The organism is Citrobacter sp. RHBSTW-01013, assembly GCF_013781985.1.
GTDB classification, from domain to species: Bacteria; Pseudomonadota; Gammaproteobacteria; order Enterobacterales; family Enterobacteriaceae; genus Citrobacter; species Citrobacter braakii.
This window is the reverse complement of sequence record NZ_CP056185.1, coordinates 3,820,985-3,845,785: the sequence shown is the minus strand read 5'-3', so window position 1 is coordinate 3,845,785 and position 24,801 is coordinate 3,820,985. Positions and strand designations below refer to the sequence as shown.

Sequence of the window (24,801 nt, the reverse complement as noted above, 5' to 3'; positions counted from 1 at the left end):
TTATCGTTAGCAGCCAAACTTACCTGTGTGTTGTCGTTCAGAAAAGAAGGATGCTATGAAAATTACATTATTAATGACGCTGCTTTTTGGTCTGATTTTTTTAACTACCGTCGGTGCTGCCGAGAAGACTTTAACCCCGCAACAACAGCGTATGACCACCTGCAATCAGCAGGCAACGGCGCAGACCTTAAAAGGGGATGCGCGTAAGACATATATGAGTGATTGCCTGAAAAACAGTAAATCTGCGCCGGAGGAAAAGAGCCTGACGCCGCAGCAGCAAAAAATGCGTGAATGTAACGTTAAGGCGACGGAGCAGTCTCTGAAAGGTGATGATCGTAATAAATTTATGAGCGCTTGCCTGAAGAAATCTGCGTAGCACTTACGGGTGAGCAGGTAAAATCGCTCACCCGAAATATCATACTTCCGCCACCAGACCCCTTCCTATAATTTGGGAAATTTGTTTCAGAATATTCCCAAATACAATGAATGATGAAAACTTTTATCAAAAGAAGGTCGTCCCGAATGAAGCATTTTTATCGCTTCATCAAAATGACCACCAACGTTCCGGTCTGCGATTCGCCCGACGAATCAGGCTGCCGCGAGCGGTGGGATTGGGGGGAATGTTTTTCCCTATCGCGTCGGTATTAGTTGCTCAGCCCATTACCGGTGGCTGGTGGCTATTACTGGTGGGATGGGCGTTTGTCTGGCCGCATTTGGCCTGGCAGTTGGCCAGCAAAGCCGACGATCCTCTGCATAGCGAATTTACCAACTTAAAAGCCGATGCCATTCTTGCCGGTATGTGGATAGGGATTATGGGCGTAAACCTGTTGCCATCCACGGCGCTGCTGATGATTATCTGCATCAACCTGATGGGCGCAGGCGGGATGCGAATATTCATCGCAGGCGCCGTTTTGATGATGGTTTCATGCCTGGTGACGTTACAGTTAACCGATATCTCCGTCGCTTTTAGCAGTACTCAACTTAGCGTGCTATTGACGCTGCCGGTGCTGGTGATTTATCCGCTGCTGTTTGCCTGGGTCAGCTACCAGACGGTCATCAAGCTGGCGGAACATAAACGCCGTTTACAGGTGATGAGTACGCGAGATGGCATGACTGGGGTGTACAACCGCCGCCATTGGGAACTGTTACTGCGTAATGAATTTGATAATTGCCGCCGCTACCAGCGTGACGCCACGTTACTGATTATCGATATCGACCATTTTAAGAGCATCAATGATACCTGGGGTCATGACATTGGGGACCAGGCGATTGTCGCGCTGACCCGCCAGTTGCAGATGACCTTACGCGGTAGCGACGTGATCGGGCGCTTTGGCGGTGATGAGTTTGCGGTGATTATGTGCGGCACGCCGGCAACCAGCGCGATTGCGGCGATGTCTCGCGTTCACGAACGACTTGGCCAACTGCGTTTATCCTGCGCGCCGCAGGTTGCTCTGCGGATCAGCGTGGGCGTTGCGCCGCTGACCGCAGAAACCGAGCATTATCGAGAATGGTTAAAGTCGGCGGATATGGCGCTCTACAAAGCAAAGAATTCCGGACGTAACCGCACTGAGGCGGCGGCCTGACGTCCGGCGGTGTTAACTCAGGAGCGGCTGAGTTTTTCCGACTGCTCCATGCACTTAATCATCGCTTCAATCACTGATGAACGGAAACCACGTTCTTCCAGGACGCGTACCGCTTCAATGGTGGTTCCGCCAGGCGAGCACACCATATCCTTCAGTTCTCCGGGATGTTTACCCGTATCCAGCACCATCTTTGCCGACCCCATTACTGCCTGCGCCGCGAATTTATAAGCTTGCGCGCGAGGCATGCCACCCTGCACGGCGGCGTCCGCCATCGCTTCAATAAACATAAACACATAAGCCGGGGCTGAACCACTGACGCCAACGACCGGATGAATCATTGCCTCCGCAATGACTTCCGCTTCGCCAAAGCAGCGGAAGATATTCAGCACGTCGGCGGTGTCTTCTGGCGTGACTAAGGCGTTCGGTGTGACGGAAGTCATTCCGGCATTCACCAGTGACGGCGTGTTTGGCATCGCGCGAATGATTTTACGGTCATGGCCTAGCGCGCGGGCGAGCTGATCGAGGGTGACGCCAGCGGCAATCGAGACGACCAGGGAGTCTTTGTTCAGGCTGGAGGTAATTTCGCTCAGCACTTTAATCATGATGCCTGGTTTTACGGCCCCAAAAACGATGTCAGCGATTTGCGCGACCTCTTGCGCAGACTGCGCCGCATTAATACCGTACTGGTCGTGCAATGCAGCGACTTTATCGGGGGAAGGGGTGTAGACCCAGATTTGTCCGGGGAGAACCTGGCCGCTGGCGATCATGCCGCCAAGTATCGCTTTGCCCATATTACCGCAGCCGATAAAACCGATTTTCTTGTCCATTTTGTCACTCCCTATGCGTGATATTCATTGTTTTACCTGGGAAAGCTAAGCTTAGCGCGGATTGAATATGTGCAGAAGGATAAACAGCACTTTGCCTGAAAGTAAAAGCACGCGACAATGTGCAACTGCACATCAGTGGGGAGAAATTATGACAATATGGGTGGATGCCGATGCGTGTCCGAATGTGATTAAAGATATTTTGTACCGCGCTTCTGAGCGCATGCAGATGCCGCTTATTTTGGTAGCCAACCAAAGTTTGCGCGTCCCGTCTTCGCGGTTTATCCGCACATTACGTGTTCCCGCCGGGTTTGACGTGGCGGATAACGAGATTGTGCGCCAGTGTAATGCCGGTGATTTAGTGATAACAGCGGATATCCCGCTGGCGGCAGAAGTCATTGAAAAAGGTGCGGCGGCGCTTAATCCGCGCGGTGAACGTTATACCGAAGCCACGATCCGTGAGCGTCTGATGATGCGTGATTTTATGGATACGCTACGCGCCAGCGGTATTCAGACCGGCGGGCCGGACAGCCTTTCACCACGAGACAGGCAGCATTTTGCTGCTGAGCTTGATAAGTGGTGGCTGGAAGTACAGCGTAGAAAATAAAACGTGTAATTTATTATTTACACTTTATTCATGGTGAATTCTTGTTATAGTAGGGGTTAATAGGTACAGCTACCCTATATGTAATTTTTTCTTTACGCTTTGGCGATGTACTAGTTTGGTGATATGATTATATCTTTAACCGCATCAGATCCCGCTCGCTCGCGGCTCCCTGGGGAATTTCTGTAATGACGCAACCTCTTTATCTTGTCGGCCCCCGGGGGTGTGGTAAGACAACTACCGGTATGGCGCTGGCGAAGGCTATCGATTTCCAGTTTGTCGATACCGATCGCTGGTTGCAATCGCACGTGCAGATGACCGTGGCGGAGATCGTCGAAAGGGAAGGATGGGAAGGGTTTCGTGCCCAGGAGACGAGCGCTCTGCAGGCCGTCACAGCCCCAGCAACGGTTGTTGCGACCGGCGGCGGCATCATTCTTACCGAATTTAATCGTCATTACATGCGCAGCCACGGCGTGGTTATCTATTTAAGCGCACCGGTATCAGTACTGGTTGATCGTCTGGAGGCCACGCCTGAAGAGGGATTGCGCCCAACCTTAACCGGTAAGCCGTTGACTGAAGAGGTGCAGGAAGTGCTCGCCCAGCGCGATGTTCTGTACCGTGAAGCTGCGCACTACATCGTTGATGCCACCCATAAACCTGCGCAGGTGGTGGAAGACATTCTTGAGATACTGGCGCAGGCAGCGCCACGGTTACAGGGCGGTGTCTATACTTAATGTTCATCCAGTGAAAAGGAAGAACTATGCCGACAAAACCACCTTACCCACGTCAAGCGAACATTGTTACGGTTGAAAAGGGGACGCCAGGCCAGACGGTAACTTGGTATCAACTTCGAGCCGATCACCCTAAACCGAATACGCTGATCAGTGAGCATCCTTCTGCGCAGGAAGCCATGGATGCCAAAAAACGCTACGAAGACCCCGATAAAACCTGATATTAAGCACCGTCCTGGCACGAGTCTGAAAAGTGCCACGACGGGCGTTCATCACATTTTCTTAAATTTCGCCGTATACCGTTAAAATTGAAAATTAAGCAATAACAATCCAGTACCGGAATGATTTGGAATCTTTACACAATACACCGCCGATCAGCTGCTACGCTTTTGAGCATTTGTAGCGCAGGTCAGCGCCCGGCACTTGCCCGGGATTTCACAGCAAAGTAAGAAGATGGTGGAGCAACAAATGAGTGCGTCGTTGGCTATCCTCACGATTGGCGTGGTGCCGATGTGTGAGGTGTTACCGCTCCTGACGGAATATATCGATGAACAGCACATTACTCACCACAGTCTGCTTGGACAGATGCGGCGAGAAGATGTGATGGCTGAGTACGGCGTTTCGCCCGGTGACGAGCCTTTATTAACGCTGCTCAGCGACCACCAACTTGCGCATGTCTCACGCCAGAAGGTAGAGCGCTCGCTGCAAAGTATCGTGGAGGTGTTGGATAACCAGGGCTTTGACGTGATCCTGCTGATGAGTACCGCCTCAATCGCTCGCCTGACCGCCCGCAATAGCATTCTATTGGAGCCGTTACGTATTATCCCCCCGCTGGTGGCCTCGATTGTAGATGGGCATCAGGTCGGGGTTATTGTCCCCGTCACCGAATTGCTCAAAGCCCAGACGCAAAAATGGCAGGTGTTACAAACTCCACCAGTGTATGCCGTGGCGAATCCGATCGAAGGTACCGAACAACAATTAATTGATGCCGGGAAAGAACTGCTGGAGCAAGGCGCGGATGTGATCATGCTGGATTGTCTGGGGTTCAATCAACGCCATCGCGATTTACTGCAAAAATCGCTGGATGTCCCGGTTCTTCTGTCTAATGTGTTGATTGCCCGACTGGCTTCGGAACTGTTGGCGTAATTTTGCGTGACAGGTGGAACGTCAGCCCCCTATATTGGTTCTCAACTTAATCACGAGATAGGGCCAGTTGTATGCTTCAAAGTAATGAATACTTTTCCGGCAAAGTAAAATCGATCGGTTTTACCAGCAGCAGTACTGGCCGCGCCAGTGTTGGCGTGATGGCTGAAGGCGAATATACCTTTAGTACTGCGGCGCCTGAAGAGATGACTGTCGTTAGCGGCGCACTGAACGTGCTGCTGCCGGGGGAAACTGAGTGGAAGGTGTATGCCGCAGGGGACGTGTTCAACGTACCGGGCAACAGTGAGTTTCATCTGCAGGTGGCAGAGCCAACATCCTATCTTTGCCGCTATCTGTAAGCATAGAAATGACGAATGGCGACATTATGCCGCCATTCGGTAAGTACGGCTTAACGTTGCGCTTCGCCGCCTAATCCTTCCACCAGACTTTTAATCAGCGCCGCCAGTTCACCCGTCATCAGGATGAAATCGGCATCAAAACGCTGAGCATAATCTTCGCGGTCAATATCTTCGTTCTGATCGCGCAGCTCGTCGCTAAACTTCAAACGCTTAATCGAGCCGTCGTCACACATCACGAACTGAATGCGCTGCTGCCAGTCGAGGGCCAGCTTGGTGACCAGTTTGCCCGCTTCGATATGCACGGCGATTTCGTCGCAGACCAGATCCTGCTTTTTCGCGCGGATCACGCCGCCGTCTTCAAGGATCGCTTTTAGTTCGGCTTCATCCAGTAACTGGAATCCCTGTGCCGTTGTGCCGGAACGAACCCATTCGGTCAGCGTCAGCTCAATGGGGTTTTCCATCGTCAGCGGAACGACCGGCAGCGAACCGAGACTCTTACGCAGCAGCGCCAGCGTATCTTCGGCTTTCTTCGCACTCGCGCAATCAACCATGATCAGATCGTTGACGGTATCGATCCACATCATCGTCTGGCTGAAACGGCTAAAGGCGCGCGGCAGCAATGAGTGCAGAACTTCATCTTTCAGCGAGTCTTTTTCGGTCTTCTTGAGTTTGCGACCTTGCTCAGCTTCCAGTTTGAAAATTTTGGCTTCCAGCGCCTGTTTGATAACCGGCGACGGCAGAATTTTTTCTTCTTTGCGGGCGCAGATAATAATTTGGCCATTGGCGGTATGCGTTAATGCATCGCTGTGCGATCCCATCGGCGGAACCCAGCCCATTTTTGCCATATCCTGGCTACCGCAAGGGGTGAACGTCATTGATGCCAGCTGTTTTTCCATCTCTTCGGCACGCAAAGAAACATCGCGGCTAAGACGGTAAACCATTAAATTTTTGAACCACAGCATGATAATTTCCACGGCCTTGTCGTTAAATCCAGCGGGCATGATAGCGAATTGTCGCTATGCTTGCATTGTTAATCGGGAAGAGGAGCAAACAGTGCGTATAGGTATCGATTTAGGCGGTACGAAAACGGAAGTTATCGCGCTTGGCGATGCAGGCGAACAGCTTTTTCGCCATCGCCTGCCCACGCCGCGTGATGATTATCGGCAAACGATAGAAACCATCGCCGCGCTGGTGGAGATGGCGGAAAAGGCCACCGGGCAGTCGGGAACCGTCGGGATGGGCATTCCCGGTTCAATTTCGCCCTACACCGGAGTGGTGAAGAATGCCAACTCGACCTGGCTTAACGGGCAACCTTTTGACAAAGACCTGAGTACGCGTCTGAATCGCGAAGTGCGGCTGGCAAATGATGCCAACTGCCTGGCGGTTTCTGAAGCCGTTGATGGTGCAGCGGCGGGGGCGCAAACCGTGTTTGCGGTGATTATCGGTACAGGATGTGGCGCAGGAGTGGCGCTGAACGGCCGGGCGCACACGGGCGGGAACGGTACTGCGGGCGAGTGGGGGCATAATCCGCTGCCGTGGATGGACGAAGACGAACTGCGTTATCGGCAGGAAGTGCCCTGCTATTGCGGCAAGCAAGGCTGCATTGAAACCTTCATTTCCGGAACCGGTTTTGCCACCGACTACCAGCGTCTGAGCGGTAAGTCGCTCAAGGGCAGTGAAATTATCAGTCTTGTTAATGCCCGGGATGCCCAGGCGGAACAGGCGTTGAGTCGGTACGAGCTGCGTCTGGCGAAATCACTGGCACATGTGGTGAATATTCTCGATCCGGACGTAATCGTGCTGGGCGGTGGAATGAGCAATGTCGACCGACTGTATCAAAACGTACCAACGTTGATTAAACAGTTTGTCTTTGGCGGCGAGTGCGAAACGCCTCTACGCAAGGCGCTGCACGGTGACTCCAGCGGCGTGCGCGGCGCGGCCTGGTTGTGGCCGCAGGAGTAATGTTCGCGTTGCCGGGTAGCGCAGAGGCTATCCGGCAACGGGAGTCATCCGGGATACGCTGCGCTTCAGGCGACCGTAGAGCAGCAGCGACGACATTGCAGAAAACGACAGCAGCGCCGCCGGCAACGTCACGTAGTTGTAGGCAAAGCCCAGCGTCAGCATCATACCACCGCACCAGGCGCCAATCGCGCTGCCGAGATTAAAGGCAATTTGCCCTCCTGCCGCACCCAGCAGCTCACCCCCTTTAGCATTTTGCAGCAGCAAAATTTGCAGCGGCGCTGACAGGGCAAACAGGCCCGCGCAGCAAATAAAGGCGAAGATCAGCGACGCGGCTTTGATCCCGCCAAAGGCAAAGAGCAGCAGCAGAGCCAGCACAATTACAAAGTCGGTTATTACCGCAATACGCAGCGGCGTATAGCGGCCAGAAAGGCGACCGCTCAGCAGATTTCCCAACACCATCCCCAATCCTACCAGCATCATGATGAAGGTCATCAGCGCTTCGGAAAAGCCGGAGATGAACATCATGTACGGTTTGACGTAGCTGAACCAGGCGAAAACCCCGGCGTTACCAAACATGGTGGCGGAAAAGATGAGCCACGGGGCGGGGGTTTTCAAAAAGTGAAATTGTTCGCGCAGTTTCCCTTTTGCTTCATCGCTGATGTTGGGTACCCAAAAAGTTATCGAGACCATCACGGCGATATTAAAGACGGCTATCAGCAGAAACGTGTAGCGCCAGCTAAATTCCTGGCTCAGCCAGGTGCCGATGGGAATGCCAATCAGATTAGCAACGGTCATACCCGAAACCATGCCCGCGACGGCGGCGGTGACTTTTCCCGGACGGGCCAGCTTCGACAGGATAATCGCGCCAACGCCAAAAAACGCGCCGTGTGGAAAGCCGGAAACCAGCCTGCCCACCGCCAGCATTAAATATGAGGAGGAGAGGGTGAAGATGGCGTTGCCGATCACGCACAGCGTGACCAGAAACAGCAGAATATGCTTGAGAGAAAAGCGGTTGGAAAAGAGCGCAATAATAGGTGCGCCCAGCACCACGCCAAAAGCGTAAAATGAAATCATATGGCCAGCGGCAGGGATGGAAATTCCCACGTCCCGCGCCAGCTCGGTGAGTACACCCATGATGCCAAACTCGGCCATGCCCAGCCCAAATGTCCCCAGAGCTAAAGAGAAAATGACTTTTTTCATACCACCTGCCAACAAGAAAGACGCACGATATGCGCCATAGCGGCGAACGTTCGCCGCCAATAGAGATAGCTTGCGGATAAGCGAAGTGGAATGCCATTTCATATCCGTCTTTGTGTATTCACGATCGTGCTATGTGCCGTGCCGGATAGCGCTGGCGCATATCCGGCCTCCAGGTACTGAGCTGCTATCAGGCATCAACTGCAAACATTTTATCGAGTTTACTGTAGCCCAGTCCGTTGATTTTTTTGACCTTGATCTGCACCGGAATACGTTCTTTCATCGCTTCAACGTGGCTGATGACACCAATGGTTTTGCCAGTGGCGTTGAGCGCATCGAGCGCATCCAGGGCGGTATCCAGCGTTTCGCTGTCCAACGTGCCGAAACCTTCGTCGAGGAACAGGGAGTCAATTCGCGTTTTGTGGCTGACCAGATCGGACAACGCCAGCGCCAGCGCCAGACTCACGAGGAAGCTCTCGCCGCCGGAAAGCGTACGCGTGTCACGCACGGCATCGGCCTGCCAGGTATCAACCACTTCCAGCTCCAGCGCTTCGCTGGCCTTGCGCTGCAACAGATAGCGACCGTGCAGACGGGTCAACTGGTTGTTGGCAAGCCAGACCAGATTATCCAGCGTCAGCCCCTGGGCAAACTTGCGGAATTTATCTCCCTCTTTCGAGCCGATCAGCGCGTTCAGATAGCCCCAGTCTTCGACCTGCTGTGCGACTTTCGCAATCTCCAGCATCAGCGCCTGCTGCTGCTGGCGGTTTTCACCATCCTGCTTGAGCTGCTGGCGAATTTCTCCCTGACGAGTGGTGTTCTCCCGTAGCTGCTGGGTGAGTTGCGCCAGCGCGTCGTGAAGATGTTGCACGGTGAGCGTGAGATCCACCCCGGTTGGTAGCTGTTGTTGATGAGTCGCCAGCGCCTGCTGCGCCTGATTAAGCAGCGTTTGCGCCTGCTGTCGCTGGCCTTCCAGTGATTGCTTCAATTGTTCAAGGCGGTTAAAGGTCTCTTCATCCAGCAGGGCGGCAATAAAGGCGTCGCGATCGGCAAAGATGCTGGCCTGCAATGCGGTATCAAACTGCGCCTGAATTTCTGCAGCGCGCTGAACCTCCTGCACCTCCTGCTGCTGTAAGGTTTGCCACTGCCCCTGTAAAGAGAGGCAATCGTCGTGCACCTGCCGCCAGTTTTCCAGCGACAGATTCTCAATGTTTTCACCAAGCGCATCGGTTTCAGGCAGCGTTTCCAGCACCGGCGCAAGCTGGGCGATTCGAGCCTGTAATTCAGTCAGTTCGTTCTGGCGCAACTGCCACATTTGCGCTTCGTTCGCCCGCTCGCTCAGCCATGAGGCGACTTCACCCTCGGCCGGAAGGGACAGACCATGACGGGCCAGCTCGGCGGTTAACGTTGCCTGACGCTGGTCAATATGCTGCTGGAGCTGAGTAATCTGCTCTGTGTGTGCGGTGATTTGCGCTTGCAGGGTATGACGCAGACTCAGCTGGTGAAGCTGCTGCTCGTGCTCTTCCTGGGCGGCAAGCCACGGGGCGATGTCATCCTGCGGTTGCAGCGTCACGTTGAGGCTGGCGGTGACTGTCTGCCACTCTTGAGTAAGTGCTTGCTCTTCCTGAGAAAGCGTTTGTACTTCGCGTTCATCGCGCTGAAGTTGCTGGGTTATCGCCTCAAGTTGACCGCGTAGCGTTGACCCCTCATCGGCCAGCGTTTTGACCTCTTTTTCCAGCGCTTCACGCCGTGTCTGATTCACACTCAGTTCGAGCGTTTGATAGCGCTCAATCGCCGGGTGCGTGGTGGAGCCGCAAAGTGGGCAAGGCATGCCGGATTGCAATAGTGCCCGCTGGCTTTCCAGATCTTTGATGCGGGCTTCCTGCTCGCAAATGATTCTCACATCGGCAAGCTGCTGATTTTTATCTTTATAGCGCTGACGCTTTTCTGTAAGCACCGCATTGCGCTGGGCCAGTTCCTGCTGACGCTGCACAAGCGTGGCGCGTAGCTGCGCCAGTTGCTTTTGCTTCGGGGCGATTTGCCCATGCAGATTACTCAGCCGCTGGCGTAACGGACGAAGCTGCACATGTTGCGCCAGCGCTTCCGTTACCTGTTGTGCCGAAAGGGCCAGCGTGGGAAGCGCCAGCGCATCAAGCTTGCGCGTGTCGTTCTCCCGCAACTGCTGCCACTGGCGCAGTTGGGCGCTGGCGTCGGACTGTTGGGCCAGCAGCGCTTTCCATCCTGCCAGTTCGCTACTCCACAAACGGAAGCGGTCATGTTCCTTCAACCAGTCGGTTAACGTTTGCTGTCCGGCGAGCATAGCGGCCGACTGCGTTTGTGCCTGCTGACGAATACGTCCGCGCAGCGCTAAGCTGCTTTGTAAGCGAGCATTCACTTCCTGAATCTTCTGTCGCGTACGGTCAATCGTAGCCGTTTGTTCCTGGATTCGCTCCCAGTGTGGGCGTAACGCTCTGGCCGGGAGTGCCAGACTCAGCGCCGCCAGTTGCGGCTGCGCCTCTTCCTGCGCCTGAAGTGCAGCCTGTAATGCCTGCTGGTGGCGGTTTATCTCCGCCTGTAGCTCATTTTGCCGCATGAGCCAGTTGAGGTGCTGCTGCTGGGCTTGTTGGCTGGTAAGATATTGTTTTTCTTCGTCAGTAAGTACCTGCAAACTTTCTGTCAGAGATTGCAATTGCTCTGGTGCTAACAGCGCAACACCGCTGGCCTGGGCCTGCAATTTTTCCAGTTCCGTACGCGCTGATTTGTGCTTTTCAAATACCATGGCGGAGATTTGGCCGTAGATCTCAGTACCGGTCAGCTCTTCCAGCAGCTCGGCGCGTTCTTTCGGTTTGGCATTGAGAAATGCGGCAAACTGCCCCTGAGACAGCAGCATCGAACGGGTAAAACGTCCGTAATCCAGCCCGGTAAGCTCGGCGGTCATCTCCAGCTTATCTTTGACCTTATCGGCGAGAATTTTACCGTCGGAGCAGCGGGCCAGCTCTACGCGAGGGACCTGCAGATTACCCTCCGGCTGATTGCGCGCCCGGTTCTGGCTCCAGAATGCGCGGTAGGCTTCGCCCCGCACCTCAAACTCGACCTCGGCCAGACACTCCGCGGTGTCGCGGGTCATCAGGTCGTTTTGCGACTGTGACACGGTATTCAGGCGCGGCGTTTCGTGGTACAGCGCAAGGCAAATTGCGTCCAGCAGGGTCGTTTTCCCCGCACCCGTTGGTCCGGTGATGGCGAACAACCCGTTGCTGGCAAACGGTTCTGCCGTAAAATCGACTTTCCATTCTCCCTTCAGGGAGTTGAGGTTTTTCAGGCGCAGGCTGAGAATTTTCATGCTTCAGCCTCCCCGGCAAGCGTTTGTAAGGTTGCGCTAAACAGCTGGTTAAGCCGCTCACGCTGCGGTTGTTCGAGTTCTTCCAGCGCCAGGCGGCGGTCAAAAACCTCTGCCACGCTCAGCTCGCTTAACGTTTCACGTCGTTCATTGGCCATAATGCGTTCGCGCTGTTCCCGACTGCGGCGCACCAGTAGCACTTCTACCGGTAAATCTTCGGTTAAGGCCTGGATCTTACGTTGCATATCATGCAGGTAGTCGTCGGTGGTGATTTCAATATCCAGCCACACCGGTGGCTCTTGCTGTACGCCGCGCCACTGCTCAAGCTGGGTAGTAATGGCGGCTAAATCGCCTTTCAGTACCGCAAGCTGCTGCGTAACCGGCACGGTGAGATTTTCAACGGCGCTGAGTTTCCCCGCGTCAAAGCTCACCAGATGTACACATTTGCTTTTGCCGCACTCGTCAAAACTGAGAGGAATCGGCGAGCCGCAGTAGCGAATATGTTCCGTGCCGCCGATAACCTGCGCCCGGTGAATATGTCCCAGCGCGATGTAGTCTGCCGGTGGGAAGTTTTGCGCCGGGAAGGCGTCCAGCGTACCGATATAAATGTCACGTACGGCGTCGCTTTTACTGGCTCCGACGGTGGTCAAATGCCCGGTCGCAATGATGGGAAGATTGTGGTCGCCGCGCAGCGTGCAGGCATCCTGATACTGCTGCTGATAGTAGTCGGTGATTGCGCCCAGTAAATGCTGTTGTTTTTCTTGTCCTGTCAGCCCGGCCTGGCTGGTGATGATGTCGCGCGGACGTAAAAAAGGCACCGGACACAGGATCGCCCCCGGCGTACCGTCGCGTAGCGGCAGTATCTGCGGCGCATGACCAGCGCTGGCAACCACCGTGGTGTTGAGAAACGCCAGAATATCGCGGGATTCATTGAGCGTGGCGACGGAGTCGTGGTTGCCTGCCAGCACCACCAGATGACAGCCGGTTTGCTGCAGATTGACGACAAAACGGTTATACAGCTCACGGGCATAGCTAGGCGGTGAGCCGGTATCGAAAATATCGCCTGCCACAATAATGGCATCCACCTGCTGGGATTGTGCCGTTTCCAGCAGCCAGTCGAGAAAGGCCTGATGCTCGGCGGCGCGGCTCTTGCTGTAGAAGTTTTGGCCCAGATGCCAGTCAGACGTGTGAAGGATGCGCATAAGAGTTCCATGACGGTAAAACAATGGCGGGGATTATAACCCTTCACGAGTGGGAATATCTTGTCTCCGGGCTGTCATAATTCGCCGGGCTGCGTTAAACCTGGACTATCTTTTCATAAATCTGTCATAAAACTGACGCATAATGGCACTGTATTGATGGCAAACGATTTAATTACAAACAGGGCAAATCATGGCGAGACGTATTCTGGTCGTAGAAGATGAAGCTCCAATTCGTGAAATGGTCTGCTTCGTGCTCGAGCAAAACGGATTTCAACCCGTTGAAGCCGAAGACTATGACAGTGCTGTGAACCAACTCAATGAACCCTGGCCGGATCTCGTCCTGCTTGACTGGATGCTTCCAGGCGGCTCGGGTCTACAGTTTATTAAACATCTCAAGCGCGAAGCGATGACGCGGGATATCCCGGTGATGATGCTGACGGCGAGGGGGGAAGAGGAAGATCGCGTCCGGGGGCTGGAAACCGGTGCGGATGACTATATTACCAAGCCTTTTTCTCCCAAGGAGCTGGTGGCGCGTATTAAAGCAGTTCTGCGTCGTATTTCACCGATGGCGGTGGAAGAGGTTATAGAGATGCAGGGGCTAAGCCTTGATCCCACCTCGCATCGCGTGATGACCGGCGAGGATCCGCTGGATATGGGGCCGACCGAATTCAAACTGTTGCACTTCTTTATGACTCATCCCGAGCGTGTCTACAGTCGCGAGCAACTCCTCAATCATGTCTGGGGAACCAATGTGTACGTGGAAGACCGGACAGTGGATGTGCACATCCGCCGCTTACGTAAGGCGCTGGAGCACAGCGGACACGATCGTATGGTGCAGACGGTTCGCGGGACGGGATATCGTTTTTCAACCCGCTTCTGACTGACAAGAATCAGGGCCTGAAGGATTAGGCCGTATAGGGAGTAAGACGTTTGCTAGAACGATTGTCATGGAAAAGGTTGGTACTGGAGCTGATCCTGTGCTGCATACCGGCATTTATCCTTAGCGCTTTTTTCGGTTACCTGCCATGGTTTTTGCTGGCGTCGGTAACGGGCCTGCTTATCTGGCATTTCTGGAATTTATTACGTTTGTCCTGGTGGCTATGGGTCGACAGAAGCATGACGCCGCCGCCGGGGCGAGGCAGTTGGGAGCCGTTGCTGTACGGGCTGCATCAAATGCAACTGCGCAACAAAAAGCGCCGTCGTGAACTGGGTAATCTGATTAAACGTTTTCGTAGCGGGGCGGAATCGCTACCCGACGCGGTGGTGCTGACCACTGAAGAAGGCGGTATCTTCTGGTGTAACGGACTGGCCCAGCAGGTTCTGGGACTGCGCTGGCCGGACGATAGCGGGCAAAATATTCTTAACCTGTTGCGCTACCCGGAATTTACACAATATCTGAAAACGCGCGATTTTAGCCGACCGATCAATCTGGTACTCAATACCGGACGGCATCTGGAAATTCGCGTGATGCCCTATACCGATAAGCAACTGCTGATGGTGGCGCGCGACGTTACCCAGATGCATCAACTGGAAGGTTCACGACGTAACTTTTTCGCCAACGCCAGCCATGAACTGCGTACGCCTCTGACGGTGTTACAAGGGTACCTGGAAATGATGCAGGAGCATCCGCTGGAAGGGACGACGCGTGAAAAAGCGCTGCATACCATGCGCGAACAAACGTATCGCATGGAAGGGCTGGTGAAACAGCTGCTGACGCTGTCAAAAATTGAGGCTGCGCCGACGCTACTGCTGAATGAGAAAGTCGATGTGCCCATGATGCTGCGCGTGCTCGAACACGAAGCGCAAACGCTGAGCCAGCAAAAACATACGTTTACCTTTGATGTTGATAACAGCCTGAACGTGCGGGGTAACGAGGAGCAGTTGCGTAGCGCTATCTCGAATCTCGTCTACAACGCGGTGAACCATACGCCAGCGGGAACGCACATTACCGTACGCTGGCAGCATGTGGCGTCGGGAGCGGAGTTTTGCGTGGAAGACAACGGTCCAGGCATTGCCGCCGAGCATATTCCACGCTTAACCGAACGTTTTTATCGTGTGGATAAGGCGCGATCGCGGCAAACGGGCGGCAGCGGACTTGGTCTGGCCATCGTTAAGCATGCGCTGCATCATCACGACAGTCGCTTGAATATCGAAAGCGAACCAGGCGTTGGGACGCGATTTAGTTTCGTGATCCCGGAACGTTTAATTGCCAAAATTAACGGTTAAGGCGCATTCGTAAGATAATCTTTCCAAAAGCCAGCGCAAGCTGGCTTTTTCTATGCGGTCAATATAACCATCCTGAATTTTACGACGTTTGGTTGTTTTTTGTTCGAACTATTACCCATACCTTTTTCCATGAAATGGTGTTTTGTGCTAACCCCATTTTTCATATCGCTATATTGTTCTGGTTTTGGGATCCCACCTTGCTTTAAAACGTTATAAGCGTTTAAATTGCGCTCCAGGTGCTGTCATACCGACTGCATTTACGCGGTAAATCGAAAAACTATTCTTCGCCGCGCCAGTCTGGGAGTGTTTCCCGCTGGAATTGAGCAAAAATGCCGCTGTATTGTCCCCCAGGGAAAGGCAAAAATTTATTATTTTCAACACCACATCCACAGGCAGTAAGACTTTATGACCCATCAGTTAAAATCGCGCGATATTATCGCTTTGGGATTTATGACATTTGCACTGTTCGTTGGTGCAGGTAACATCATTTTCCCCCCAATGGTTGGTTTGCAGGCAGGTGAACACGTCTGGACTGCGGCTTTTGGCTTTTTGATTACCGCCGTTGGCCTGCCGGTACTTACCGTTGTCGCGCTGGCGAAAGTCGGTGGTGGTGTGGACCGACTGAGCACGCCTATCGGTAAAGTCGCTGGTTTGCTGCTGGCGACCGTGTGCTATCTGGCTGTTGGACCGTTATTTGCTACGCCGCGTACCGCGACGGTCTCTTTCGAAGTCGGGATTGCACCGCTGACCGGTGACTCCGCGCTGCCACTGCTTATCTACAGCGTGGTCTATTTCGCGATTGTGATTCTGGTTTCGCTGTATCCGGGCAAACTGCTGGATACGGTTGGTAATTTCCTGGCTCCGCTGAAAATCCTGGCACTGGTGGTCCTGTCTGTCGCCGCAATCGTCTGGCCAGCAGGCCCGATCAGCAATGCGATGGAAGCCTATCAAACTGCTGCGTTTTCTAATGGCTTCGTGAACGGGTATCTGACCATGGATACGCTGGGCGCGATGGTATTTGGTATTGTTATCGTCAACGCCGCTCGCTCGCGTGGCGTTACTGAAGCGCGTCTGCTGACCCGTTATACCGTTTGGGCAGGTTTGATGGCGGGTGTGGGCTTAACGTTGCTGTATCTCGCGCTGTTCCGTCTGGGTTCAGATAGTGCAATTCTGGTCGATCAATCTGCTAACGGCGCGGCAATTCTGCATGCGTATGTTCAGCACACCTTTGGTGGCGCAGGGAGCTTCCTGCTGGCGGCGTTGATTTTCATCGCCTGTCTGGTCACCGCTGTTGGCCTGACCTGCGCGTGCGCAGAGTTCTTTGCCCAGTACGTTCCACTGTCTTATCGTACGCTGGTATTTATCCTCGGCGGCTTCTCGATGGTGGTCTCTAACCTGGGTCTGAGCCATCTGATTCAGATCTCTATTCCGGTGCTGACGGCTATCTATCCGCCATGTATCGCACTGGTTGTATTAAGTTTTACCCGCTCATGGTGGCATAATTCTTCCCGCGTCATTGCACCTGCGATGTTTATCAGCCTGATTTTTGGTATCCTTGATGGCATTAAAGCTTCTGCAATTGGCGACGTGTTACCAGCCTGGACCCAGCGTTTACCGCTGGCGGAGCAGGGGCTGGCGTGGTTGATGCCAACAGTCGTGATGGTGGTCCTGGCAGTTATCTGGGATCGTGCAGCGGGTCGACAAGTGACCTCCAGCGCACACTAATATCACTGACAATAAGTTTTAACCACGGGGCTATTAACATGGCCCCGTGGTTTTTTATTGTGTTAACAGGTTAGGAATCGATGGAAAGTAATAACAAGCTAAAGCGTGGGCTGAGCACCCGGCACATTCGCTTTATGGCATTAGGTTCAGCAATTGGTACCGGGCTGTTCTACGGCTCGGCCGATGCCATCAAAATGGCGGGGCCAAGCGTGTTGCTGGCCTATATTATCGGCGGCGTAGCGGCGTATATCATTATGCGCGCGCTGGGCGAAATGTCCGTTCATAACCCTGCAGCCAGCTCCTTCTCGCGCTATGCGCAGGAAAACCTCGGACCGCTGGCAGGCTACATAACCGGCTGGACCTACTGTTTTGAAATCCTGATTGTCGCCATTGCCGATGTGACTGCCTTTGGTATTTACATGGGCGTCTGGTTCCCGGCCGTACCGCACTGGATTTGGGTACTCAGCGTGGTATTGATTATCTGCGCCATCAACCTGATGAGCGTGAAGGTGTTTGGCGAGCTGGAATTTTGGTTCTCATTCTTTAAAGTCGCCACCATTATCATCATGATTGTCGCCGGTTTTGGCATCATCATTTGGGGGATTGGTAACGGGGGACAGCCTACCGGTATCCATAATCTGTGGAGCAACGGCGGTTTCTTCAGCAACGGCTGGCTCGGCATGGTGATGTCGCTACAAATGGTGATGTTCGCCTACGGCGGGATTGAGATTATTGGGATTACCGCTGGCGAAGCCAAAGACCCGGAAAAATCTATTCCGCGCGCCATCAATTCCGTACCGATGCGTATCCTCGTGTTTTACGTGGGGACGCTGTTCGTCATCATGTCTATTTACCCGTGGAACCAGGTCGGCACTGACGGTAGCCCGTTCGTTCTGACGTTCCAGCATATGGGGATTACCTTTGCCGCCGGGATCCTCAACTTCGTAGTCCTGACCGCGTCGCTGTCGGCCATCAACTCTGACGTCTTTGGCGTGGGGCGTATGCTGCACGGTATGGCGGAGCAGGGCAGCGCGCCGAAAATGTTCGCCAAGACGTCGCGTCGTGGCGTGCCATGGGTGACGGTGATGGTGATGACCATCGCGCTGCTGTTTGCGGTGTATCTAAACTACATCATGCCGGAAAACGTCTTCCTGGTGATCGCCTCTCTGGCGACCTTCGCAACGGTATGGGTGTGGATTATGATCCTGCTGTCACAAATTGCCTTCCGTCGTCGTCTGCCGCCGGAAGAGGTTAGGGCGCTGAAATTTAAAGTGCCGGGTGGGGTTGTGACGACCGTCATTGGCCTGATTTTCCTGGTCTTTATCATCGCGCTTATCGGCTATCATCCGGATACCCGCATTTCGCTATACGTCGGCTTTGCGTGGATTATCCTGCTGCTTGCCGGCTGGGTTTTCAAGCGCCGTCGCGAGCGCCAACTGGCTGAAGCGCAGTAATATTTTTGCCGGGTAGCTTAATGTTACCCGGCAATTTTCTCCTCCCCCACACTCCTCCCCCAATAAACGTTAAGATGATGAGTGATCCTGCACTTCGCTATGGCAAGGTGACGTCATTATCATCAAAGGGGATACGTGATGTTGAACGCCTGGCACCTTCCGGTTGCCCCATTTGTTAAGCAAAACAAAGATCAACTGACGATTACATTATGGCTGGCGGGGGAAAATCCACCCCAGCGGGTGACGCTACGCGCAGAAAACGATAACGAAGAGATTTCGCTGGGTATGCACAAGCAACGCAGCCAGCCGCAGCCGGGCGTGACCGCGTGGAGAGCGGCGATCGATCTCTCCAGCGGACAGCCTCGTCGACGCTATAGTTTTAAATTACTTTGGCTCGATCGTCAGCTGTGGTTCACCCCGCAGGGATTCAGCCGTTTTCCGCCTGCGCGTCTGGAGCAGTTTGCTGTTGATGTGCCGGATAACGGTCCGCAGTGGGTCGCCGATCAGATTTTTTACCAAATTTTCCCGGACCGTTTTGCCCGTAGCCAGTCGCGTGAAGCGACTCAGGATAACGTCTATTATCACCACGCTGCCGGACACGATATTGTGCGGCGCGAGTGGGATGAACCGCTTACGGCCCAGGCCGGTGGCTCCACGTTTTATGGCGGCGATTTGGACGGCATCAGCGAAAAGCTGCCGTATCTGAAAACGTTAGGCGTCACGGCGCTGTACCTGAATCCGGTATTTACCGCGCCGAGCGTGCATAAATACGATACCGAAGATTACCGTCATGTTGATCCGCAGTTTGGCGGCGACAGGGCGCTGCTGCGCCTGCGTCACACCACCCAACAGCAGGGGATGCGCCTGATTCTCGACGGTGTTTTTAACCATAGCGGCGATTCACACGCCTGGTTTGACCGACATAATCGGGGAACGGATGGCGCGTGCCATAATCCGCAATCCCCCTGGCGCGACTGGTATCATTTCTCAGCCGACGGCGTCGCGCTCGACTGGCTGGGGTATTCCAGCCTGCCCAAGCTGGACTTTTCCTCTGAAAGCCTGGTGAATGAAATTTATCGCGGCGAAGACAGTATCGTTCGCCACTGGCTGAAAGCGCCGTGGAGTATGGACGGCTGGCGTCTTGACGTGGTGCATATGCTGGGAGAGGCCGGTGGTGCGCACAACAACCTGCAGCACGTGGCCGGAATTACGCAGGCGGCGAAAGAGACCCAGTCAGAGGCGTATGTGGTGGGCGAGCATTTTGGCGACGCGCGCCAATGGTTGCAGGCCGACGCGGAAGATGCCGCCATGAACTATCGCGGTTTTACCTTCCCGATATGGGGATTTCTCGCCAATACCGATATCTCATACGATCCGCAATTCATTGACGCCCAGACCTGTATGGCGTGGATGGATAACTATCGCGCGGGTTTGTCGCATCAGCAGCAGTTGCGGATGTTCAACCAGCTCGACAGCCACGATACCGCCCGTTTTAAATCTCTGCTCGGTAAAGACGTCGCACGTTTACCATTGGCGGTGGTGTGGCTGTTTACCTGGCCTGGCGTGCCCTGTATTTACTACGGTGACGAAGTGGGACTGGATGGGAACAACGATCCGTTTTGTCGCAAACCATTCCCGTGGCAGCCTGAAAAACAGGACGCTAACCTGCTGGCGTTGTATCAGCGACTGGCAACATTACGCCACCAGAGCCAGGCGCTGCGCCATGGTGGTTGTCAGGTGATTTACGCCGAGGATAACGTGGTGGTGTTTGTACGCGTGCTAAACCGCCAGCGCGTATTGGTGGCGATTAACCGTGGCCACGCCTGTGAAGTGGTCCTGCCAGCCTCGCCATTACTGAGCGTCAGCCAATGGCAGCACCAGGAGGGCAAAGGCGTGCTTGCCGAGGATATCCTGACGCTGCCGGCGATTTCCGCCTCGGTGTGGATGGGTCATTGATATAAGCGCGTAACATCCGGGCTTGCCAGCAGCGTTTCCCGCCACCAGCGCTGCGCCAGTCCATCGCGGTTATTGCGCCAGGCCATATAGGCCACGTCTTTTTGGCGAAATGAGATGACCGTTTTTTCCACCAGCTCGCCCGTGGCAAGCCACGGGTTAGCAATATGGCGGGGGAGAAATCCGCAGCCCAAGCCGGCCCGCAGTAGCATCACCTTACTGTGGAAATCATCAACGCGAATCTGCGCCTGCTCCTCCATCAGATTGGTTTGTAACGGATGACAAAAGCGGGCGCTGTCGCTAATAACAATCGCCCGGTGCAGGCACAACTGTTCGTTAGTCAGGCCATCCGGTGCTGCGGCCAGCGGATGCTCAGGCGCAACGACAAACACATTGTCCAGCGTGCCAAGCATTTTGTAGGACCAGGCCGCTGACGTAGGCGGTTCATTAATCGCCCCCAAAATAATATCTGCTCCATTATGCGTCAGCTCCTCCCAGGAGCCCGCCAGCGTATGGTGGGTGAAGTTAAGGCGGGTTTGCTTATTCAGCGCGTGAAATTCATCGATAATGGGCAACAGCGAGGCGAAAGGGAAGGAGTCGTCCAGCGCAATCGCCAGCTCTTTTTCCCAGCCAGAACTCAGCTGCACCGCCTGTTTTTCGAGATCTTTTGCCGCACTCAGCAGCAAACGTCCCTTTTCCAGCATCATCTGACCGGTGTCGGTAAATTTTGCCCGGTGACCGGAACGGTCAAGCAACTCGATATTCAAATCACTTTCCAGCTTTTGAATCATATAGCTGAGTGCAGCAGGGGTTTTAAACAGCGATTCGGCCGCCGCGGCAAATGAACCCTGTTTATCGAGTGCGTCGAGAATTAGCAAAACATCCAGATTGATGCGCATAAGCAGAAAATATCCTGAAAATTAAACCCCTCTGTTGTACCGAATGGAGAAAAACAATGCCAGTGAATAAATTAGATGAGTCATGCGCATTTTTTTGATGTTGTTTAGGATATATCGCAACACAAAATTAATAGTTTCACTGGATGGTAAGTTTTCTTTAATAACTCGTTAGAAATTTCCCGCTATACTCAACAAGCTTTCTGATTCAGGATCCTGCTGCTGACGGCAGATACAGACCGTTGCCTTTTAACTTATTGATTAAGAAGGTGTGCTATGTCTATTCGGGAACTGATTGACCCTCAAAACTCAACGCTTATTTTTATTGATCATCAGCCGCAAATGTCATTTGGTGTGGCGAATATTGACCGCCAGACTTTGAAAAATAATACCGTGGCATTAGCGAAAGCCGGGAAAATATTTAATGTTCCGGTGATTTATACTTCTGTGGAAACGAAAAGTTTTAGCGGTTATATCTGGCCGGAATTGTTAGCGGTTCATCCTGATGTGAAACCAATTGAACGCACCTCGATGAACTCCTGGGAAGATGCGGAGTTTGTGAAAGCCGTGGAAGCGACCGGGCGTAAAAAATTGATTATCTCCGCGCTGTGGACCGAAGTATGCCTGACTTTCCCGGCGCTGATGGCGCTGGAAGCGGGTTACGAAGTTTATGTGGTAACTGACACTTCCGGCGGCACATCCGTGGATGCCCATGAGCGTTCTATCGACCGCATGGTACAGGCGGGTGCCGTACCAGTGACCTGGCAACAGGTTCTTCTCGAGTACCAGCGCGACTGGTCCCGCAAAGAAACCTACGACGCCGTCATGGATCTGGTACGTGAGCACAGCGGCGCCTACGGTATGGGCGTGGATTACGCCTACACCATGGTGCATGGCGCGCCGGAACGTAAAGCCTAAATACACCTCATCCTTCATGTTGCCTCTTTGTGGGCTTCGTTTGCGAACCCCGGTCACTAACTTTTGTCAGCCTCCGGGGATACACAATCTTGCCGTTTCGATGCGCCATGAATGATTTTGTGTATTGCTTCCGTGGCCTAAGCGGGCCTGTTTCCTCTCCACAAGGAACCCTTTATGGCGCAGAACAAACATGTGACGTTGGTGATTTCCCACACCCTGCTGCCTGAACAAGCGCAGCGGTATGAGCAGTGGCTGGGGAAAATCATGCCGGTGGCGGCCGAGTTTCCCGGTCATCTGGGGGCGAATGTGATTCGTCCTGCAGATGGCAACAATCTGTGGAACATCATTATCCGCTTCGACACGCTTGAGCATCTGTGTAACTGGACCCAGTCCGATACGCGCCGCGTGCTGGTCGAAGAGATTGCCCCGCTGCTGGCGGAGGGGGATAAAACCGAAATCCGCACCGAAGCGGCGTTCTGGTTTACGCCGCCCGCGCCCCATGTACGTCAGCCCAGGCGCTGGAAACAGTTTCTGATAACCCTGCTGGTGATTTTTCCCAGCACCAATCTGGTGCCGTGGTTGACCGGCATTGTGCTGCCTGCCATGAAGGGCTCGTTACTCCTGCATCTGATCAATGATGCCTGTGTGGTTGCGCTGGTGGTCTGGTTCTGGATGCCCATCGTAACCCGTCTGTTTGCCGGATGGCTGAAAAAAGCCTGACCGGTTTCTCAGGAGATTGTTATGTCTCAAACTGCCACACTGATTCTGACTCACGGAAAAATTCATACTCTCGAAAGACAAAACCCGCAGGTCGAGGCGGTGGCGATCGCCAATGGTAAGATCCTGGCGACCGGTAGCCACGATCGCATCATGAGTTTTGCCACCGACGGGACGCAGGTTGTCGATCTGCAAGGGCATACGGTGATCACGGGCCTGAACGATTCGCACCTGCACCTCATTCGCGGCGGTCTGAATTACAACCTGGAATTGCGTTGGGAAGGCGTTCCGTCGCTGGCGGACGCGCTACGCATGCTCAAAGAGCAGGCTGACAGAACGCCATCGCCGCAATGGGTGCGCGTGGTGGGCGGCTGGAGCGAATTCCAGTTTGCCGAACGTCGCATGCCAACCCTCGAAGAACTGAATGAAGCTGCCCCGGATACCCCAGTTTTTGTTCTGCACCTCTACGACAGAGCTTTGCTGAACCGTGCCGCACTGAAAGCAGTCGGCTACACCAAGGCGACGCCGGACCCGGCGGGCGGTGAGATTGTGCGTGATAGCAACGGTAACCCAACCGGGATGCTGATCGCCAAACCCAACGCCATGATCCTTTATTCGACGCTGGCAAAAGGACCAAAACTGCCGCTGGAAATGCAGGTCAACTCGACCCGGCAGTTAATGCGCGAGCTGAATCGTCTAGGGCTGACCAGCGCCATTGATGCAGGCGGTGGTTTTCAGAACTACCCGGAAGATTACGAGATAATTGAGCAGTTACACGCCAACAAACAGATGACGGTGCGCATCGCCTACAACTTGTTTACCCAGCGTCCGCAGCAGGAACTGGAAGACTTTGAACGCTGGACCGATATGCTCAAACCAGGGCAGGGGACCGACTTCTACCGTGCCAATGGGGCAGGGGAAATGCTGGTCTTCTCGGCCGCGGATTTTGAAGACTTCCTCCAGCCACGCCCGGATCTGCCGGAAGGTATGGAAGATGAGCTGGAGCGCGTGGTGCGCCACCTCGTGGAGCACCGCTGGCCGTTCCGCCTGCACGCCACCTACGATGAATCCATCAGCCGAATGCTCGACGTATTCGAGAAGGTGAATCGCGATATCCCGTTCAATGGCCTGCACTGGTTCTTCGATCACGCTGAAACGATTACCGAACGGAATATCGAGCGCGTAAAAGCGCTGGGGGGCGGGATCGCTGTTCAGCACCGTATGGCGTTTCAGGGCGAATATTTTGTCGATCGCTACGGCAAAGATGCGGTCAAACATACCCCGCCGGTGGCGAAAATGCTGGCGGCTGACGTTCCGGTAGGACTGGGGACTGATGCCACCCGCGTGGCCAGCTACAACCCGTGGACAGCGCTCTACTGGCTGGTTTCGGGCCGTACTGTGGGAGGGATGGCGATGTACGATGATAACAATCGCCTGCCGCGCGATGTGGCGCTGGAACTGTGGACGGCCGGTAGCGCCTGGTTCTCCAGCGAACAGGGTAAGAAAGGGCGCATCGAGAAAGACCAACTGGCCGACCTGGTGGTGCTGTCTAAAGATTACTTCAGTGTGCCGGAAGAGGAGATCAAAGGCATAGAGTCGGTGATGACCATTGTCGATGGCAAAGTGGTGTATGCGGCCGGGCATTTCACTCCGCTGGCGCCGCCAGCCATCCCGGTTGTACCTGACTGGTCGCCGGTGGTAAAAGTGCCGGGGCACTATCGCTCAGCGCCGCCTGCTGCGGCGAAAATTGGCGCAATGGTGCAGATGCACCAGTGCTGCGGCAGCTGCGGCGTACACGGTCATCAGCATGATATAGCGCGTAAATCGGCAATTCCGGTGTCAGATGACCGGGCTTTCTGGGGCGCGCTTGGCTGCTCCTGCTTCGCGTTTTAATCCCTCATCACAGCCCCTGGCCAAACGCAGGGGCTGATTGTCTATTCTGAAAAGCGGTTCATCGTGTTAACCGATATGGC

At 54.2% G+C, this 24,801-nt stretch carries 22 protein-coding genes; 16 read left to right on the top strand and 6 right to left on the bottom strand.

Going from position 1 to position 24,801, the window contains the following annotated elements; translation table 11 throughout:
• Positions 1–55: 55 nt before the first annotated feature.
• Together psiF and adrA are read left to right on the top strand one after the other, a co-directional pair.
• Positions 56–376, top strand: a complete 321-nt coding sequence (psiF, locus tag HV350_RS18560; RefSeq protein ID WP_003830956.1) for a phosphate starvation-inducible protein PsiF — start codon at positions 56–58, stop codon at positions 374–376.
• A gap of 91 nt (positions 377–467) precedes the next feature.
• On the top strand, positions 468–1,583 hold the full coding sequence (adrA, locus tag HV350_RS18555; protein ID WP_151222901.1) for a diguanylate cyclase AdrA: 1,116 nt from the start codon (positions 468–470) through the stop codon (positions 1,581–1,583).
• Between the two features lie 17 nt (positions 1,584–1,600).
• On the opposite strand, the gene proC is transcribed toward adrA, so the two are convergent.
• A complete protein-coding gene (gene proC, locus HV350_RS18550; protein WP_016152005.1) occupies positions 1,601–2,410 on the bottom strand; it encodes a pyrroline-5-carboxylate reductase in 810 nt (269 codons plus the stop codon).
• Positions 2,411–2,558: 148 nt separating this feature from the next.
• Between proC and HV350_RS18545 the strand changes: the two genes are divergently transcribed.
• The 5 genes from HV350_RS18545 (at position 2,559) to ppnP (ending at position 5,244) form a co-directional block, all read left to right on the top strand.
• Positions 2,559–3,014, top strand: coding sequence for a YaiI/YqxD family protein (locus HV350_RS18545; RefSeq protein WP_155574017.1), 456 nt, complete (start codon positions 2,559–2,561; stop codon positions 3,012–3,014).
• Between the two features lie 185 nt (positions 3,015–3,199).
• Positions 3,200–3,745, top strand: coding sequence for a shikimate kinase AroL (gene aroL / locus HV350_RS18540; RefSeq protein WP_016155838.1), 546 nt, complete (start codon positions 3,200–3,202; stop codon positions 3,743–3,745).
• Between the two features lie 26 nt (positions 3,746–3,771).
• Positions 3,772–3,963 carry a protein YaiA gene (gene yaiA / locus HV350_RS18535; RefSeq protein ID WP_016155839.1) on the top strand — a complete coding sequence of 64 codons (192 nt, stop codon included), beginning with the start codon at positions 3,772–3,774 and terminating at the stop codon, positions 3,961–3,963.
• 247 nt (positions 3,964–4,210) lie between these two features.
• The gene (locus tag HV350_RS18530; RefSeq protein ID WP_016155840.1) at positions 4,211–4,888 is read left to right on the top strand and encodes an AroM family protein; all 678 of its coding nucleotides are present in this window, start codon (positions 4,211–4,213) and stop codon (positions 4,886–4,888) included.
• Positions 4,889–4,959: 71 nt separating this feature from the next.
• Positions 4,960–5,244 carry a pyrimidine/purine nucleoside phosphorylase gene (gene ppnP / locus HV350_RS18525; protein WP_016152010.1) on the top strand — a complete coding sequence of 95 codons (285 nt, stop codon included), beginning with the start codon at positions 4,960–4,962 and terminating at the stop codon, positions 5,242–5,244.
• A 50-nt stretch (positions 5,245–5,294) separates the two neighbouring features.
• On the opposite strand, the gene rdgC is transcribed toward ppnP, so the two are convergent.
• Positions 5,295–6,206 (bottom strand): recombination-associated protein RdgC, encoded by a 912-nt coding sequence (gene rdgC, locus HV350_RS18520; RefSeq protein ID WP_003021479.1) that lies wholly within the window; start codon positions 6,204–6,206, stop codon positions 5,295–5,297.
• Positions 6,207–6,297: 91 nt separating this feature from the next.
• On the opposite strand from rdgC, the gene mak reads away from it, so the two are divergent.
• Positions 6,298–7,206 carry a fructokinase gene (gene mak / locus HV350_RS18515; RefSeq protein WP_016155842.1) on the top strand — a complete coding sequence of 303 codons (909 nt, stop codon included), beginning with the start codon at positions 6,298–6,300 and terminating at the stop codon, positions 7,204–7,206.
• Between the two features lie 27 nt (positions 7,207–7,233).
• Here the strand turns inward: mak and araJ are convergent, their stop codons facing one another.
• From araJ to sbcD, 3 genes are all read right to left on the bottom strand, one after another.
• On the bottom strand, positions 7,234–8,406 hold the full coding sequence (gene araJ, locus HV350_RS18510; RefSeq protein WP_181630673.1) for an MFS transporter AraJ: 1,173 nt from the start codon (positions 8,404–8,406) through the stop codon (positions 7,234–7,236).
• A 187-nt stretch (positions 8,407–8,593) separates the two neighbouring features.
• The gene (gene sbcC / locus HV350_RS18505) at positions 8,594–11,740 is read right to left on the bottom strand and encodes an exonuclease subunit SbcC (RefSeq protein WP_181629093.1); all 3,147 of its coding nucleotides are present in this window, start codon (positions 11,738–11,740) and stop codon (positions 8,594–8,596) included.
• Positions 11,737–12,939, bottom strand: coding sequence for an exonuclease subunit SbcD (gene sbcD, locus HV350_RS18500; protein WP_181629091.1), 1,203 nt, complete (start codon positions 12,937–12,939; stop codon positions 11,737–11,739). Before sbcD ends, sbcC begins: the two co-directional genes overlap by 4 nt.
• 190 nt (positions 12,940–13,129) lie before the next feature.
• Between sbcD and phoB the strand changes: the two genes are divergently transcribed.
• From phoB to malZ, 5 genes are all read left to right on the top strand, one after another.
• The gene (gene phoB, locus HV350_RS18495; RefSeq protein ID WP_003021496.1) at positions 13,130–13,819 is read left to right on the top strand and encodes a phosphate response regulator transcription factor PhoB; all 690 of its coding nucleotides are present in this window, start codon (positions 13,130–13,132) and stop codon (positions 13,817–13,819) included.
• Between the two features lie 50 nt (positions 13,820–13,869).
• Complete coding sequence (phoR, locus tag HV350_RS18490; RefSeq protein ID WP_047357682.1) at positions 13,870–15,165, top strand: phosphate regulon sensor histidine kinase PhoR; 1,296 nt, start codon at positions 13,870–13,872, stop codon at positions 15,163–15,165.
• A gap of 405 nt (positions 15,166–15,570) precedes the next feature.
• A complete protein-coding gene (gene brnQ / locus HV350_RS18485; protein WP_016152017.1) occupies positions 15,571–16,890 on the top strand; it encodes a branched-chain amino acid transporter carrier protein BrnQ in 1,320 nt (439 codons plus the stop codon).
• Between the two features lie 80 nt (positions 16,891–16,970).
• Entirely contained in the window at positions 16,971–18,344 is a 1,374-nt protein-coding gene (gene proY / locus HV350_RS18480; RefSeq protein WP_103765943.1) for a proline-specific permease ProY, read from the top strand.
• 138 nt (positions 18,345–18,482) lie between these two features.
• Entirely contained in the window at positions 18,483–20,300 is a 1,818-nt protein-coding gene (malZ, locus tag HV350_RS18475; RefSeq protein ID WP_080860280.1) for a maltodextrin glucosidase, read from the top strand.
• Here the strand turns inward: malZ and HV350_RS18470 are convergent.
• Positions 20,294–21,196, bottom strand: a complete 903-nt coding sequence (locus HV350_RS18470) for a LysR family transcriptional regulator (protein WP_016152020.1) — start codon at positions 21,194–21,196, stop codon at positions 20,294–20,296. The genes malZ and HV350_RS18470 overlap by 7 nt on opposite strands.
• A 273-nt stretch (positions 21,197–21,469) precedes the next feature.
• Here HV350_RS18470 and HV350_RS18465 point away from each other — a divergent pair, with 273 nt between their 5' ends.
• The 3 genes from HV350_RS18465 to HV350_RS18455 all read left to right on the top strand — a co-directional run bounded on the left by HV350_RS18465 (position 21,470) and on the right by HV350_RS18455 (position 24,721).
• Positions 21,470–22,111 carry a hydrolase gene (locus HV350_RS18465; RefSeq protein WP_181629089.1) on the top strand — a complete coding sequence of 214 codons (642 nt, stop codon included), beginning with the start codon at positions 21,470–21,472 and terminating at the stop codon, positions 22,109–22,111.
• Between the two features lie 174 nt (positions 22,112–22,285).
• Positions 22,286–22,831, top strand: coding sequence for an antibiotic biosynthesis monooxygenase (locus HV350_RS18460; protein WP_181629088.1), 546 nt, complete (start codon positions 22,286–22,288; stop codon positions 22,829–22,831).
• Between the two features lie 21 nt (positions 22,832–22,852).
• The gene (locus HV350_RS18455) at positions 22,853–24,721 is read left to right on the top strand and encodes an amidohydrolase (RefSeq protein WP_181629087.1); all 1,869 of its coding nucleotides are present in this window, start codon (positions 22,853–22,855) and stop codon (positions 24,719–24,721) included.
• Positions 24,722–24,801 lie beyond the last annotated feature (80 nt).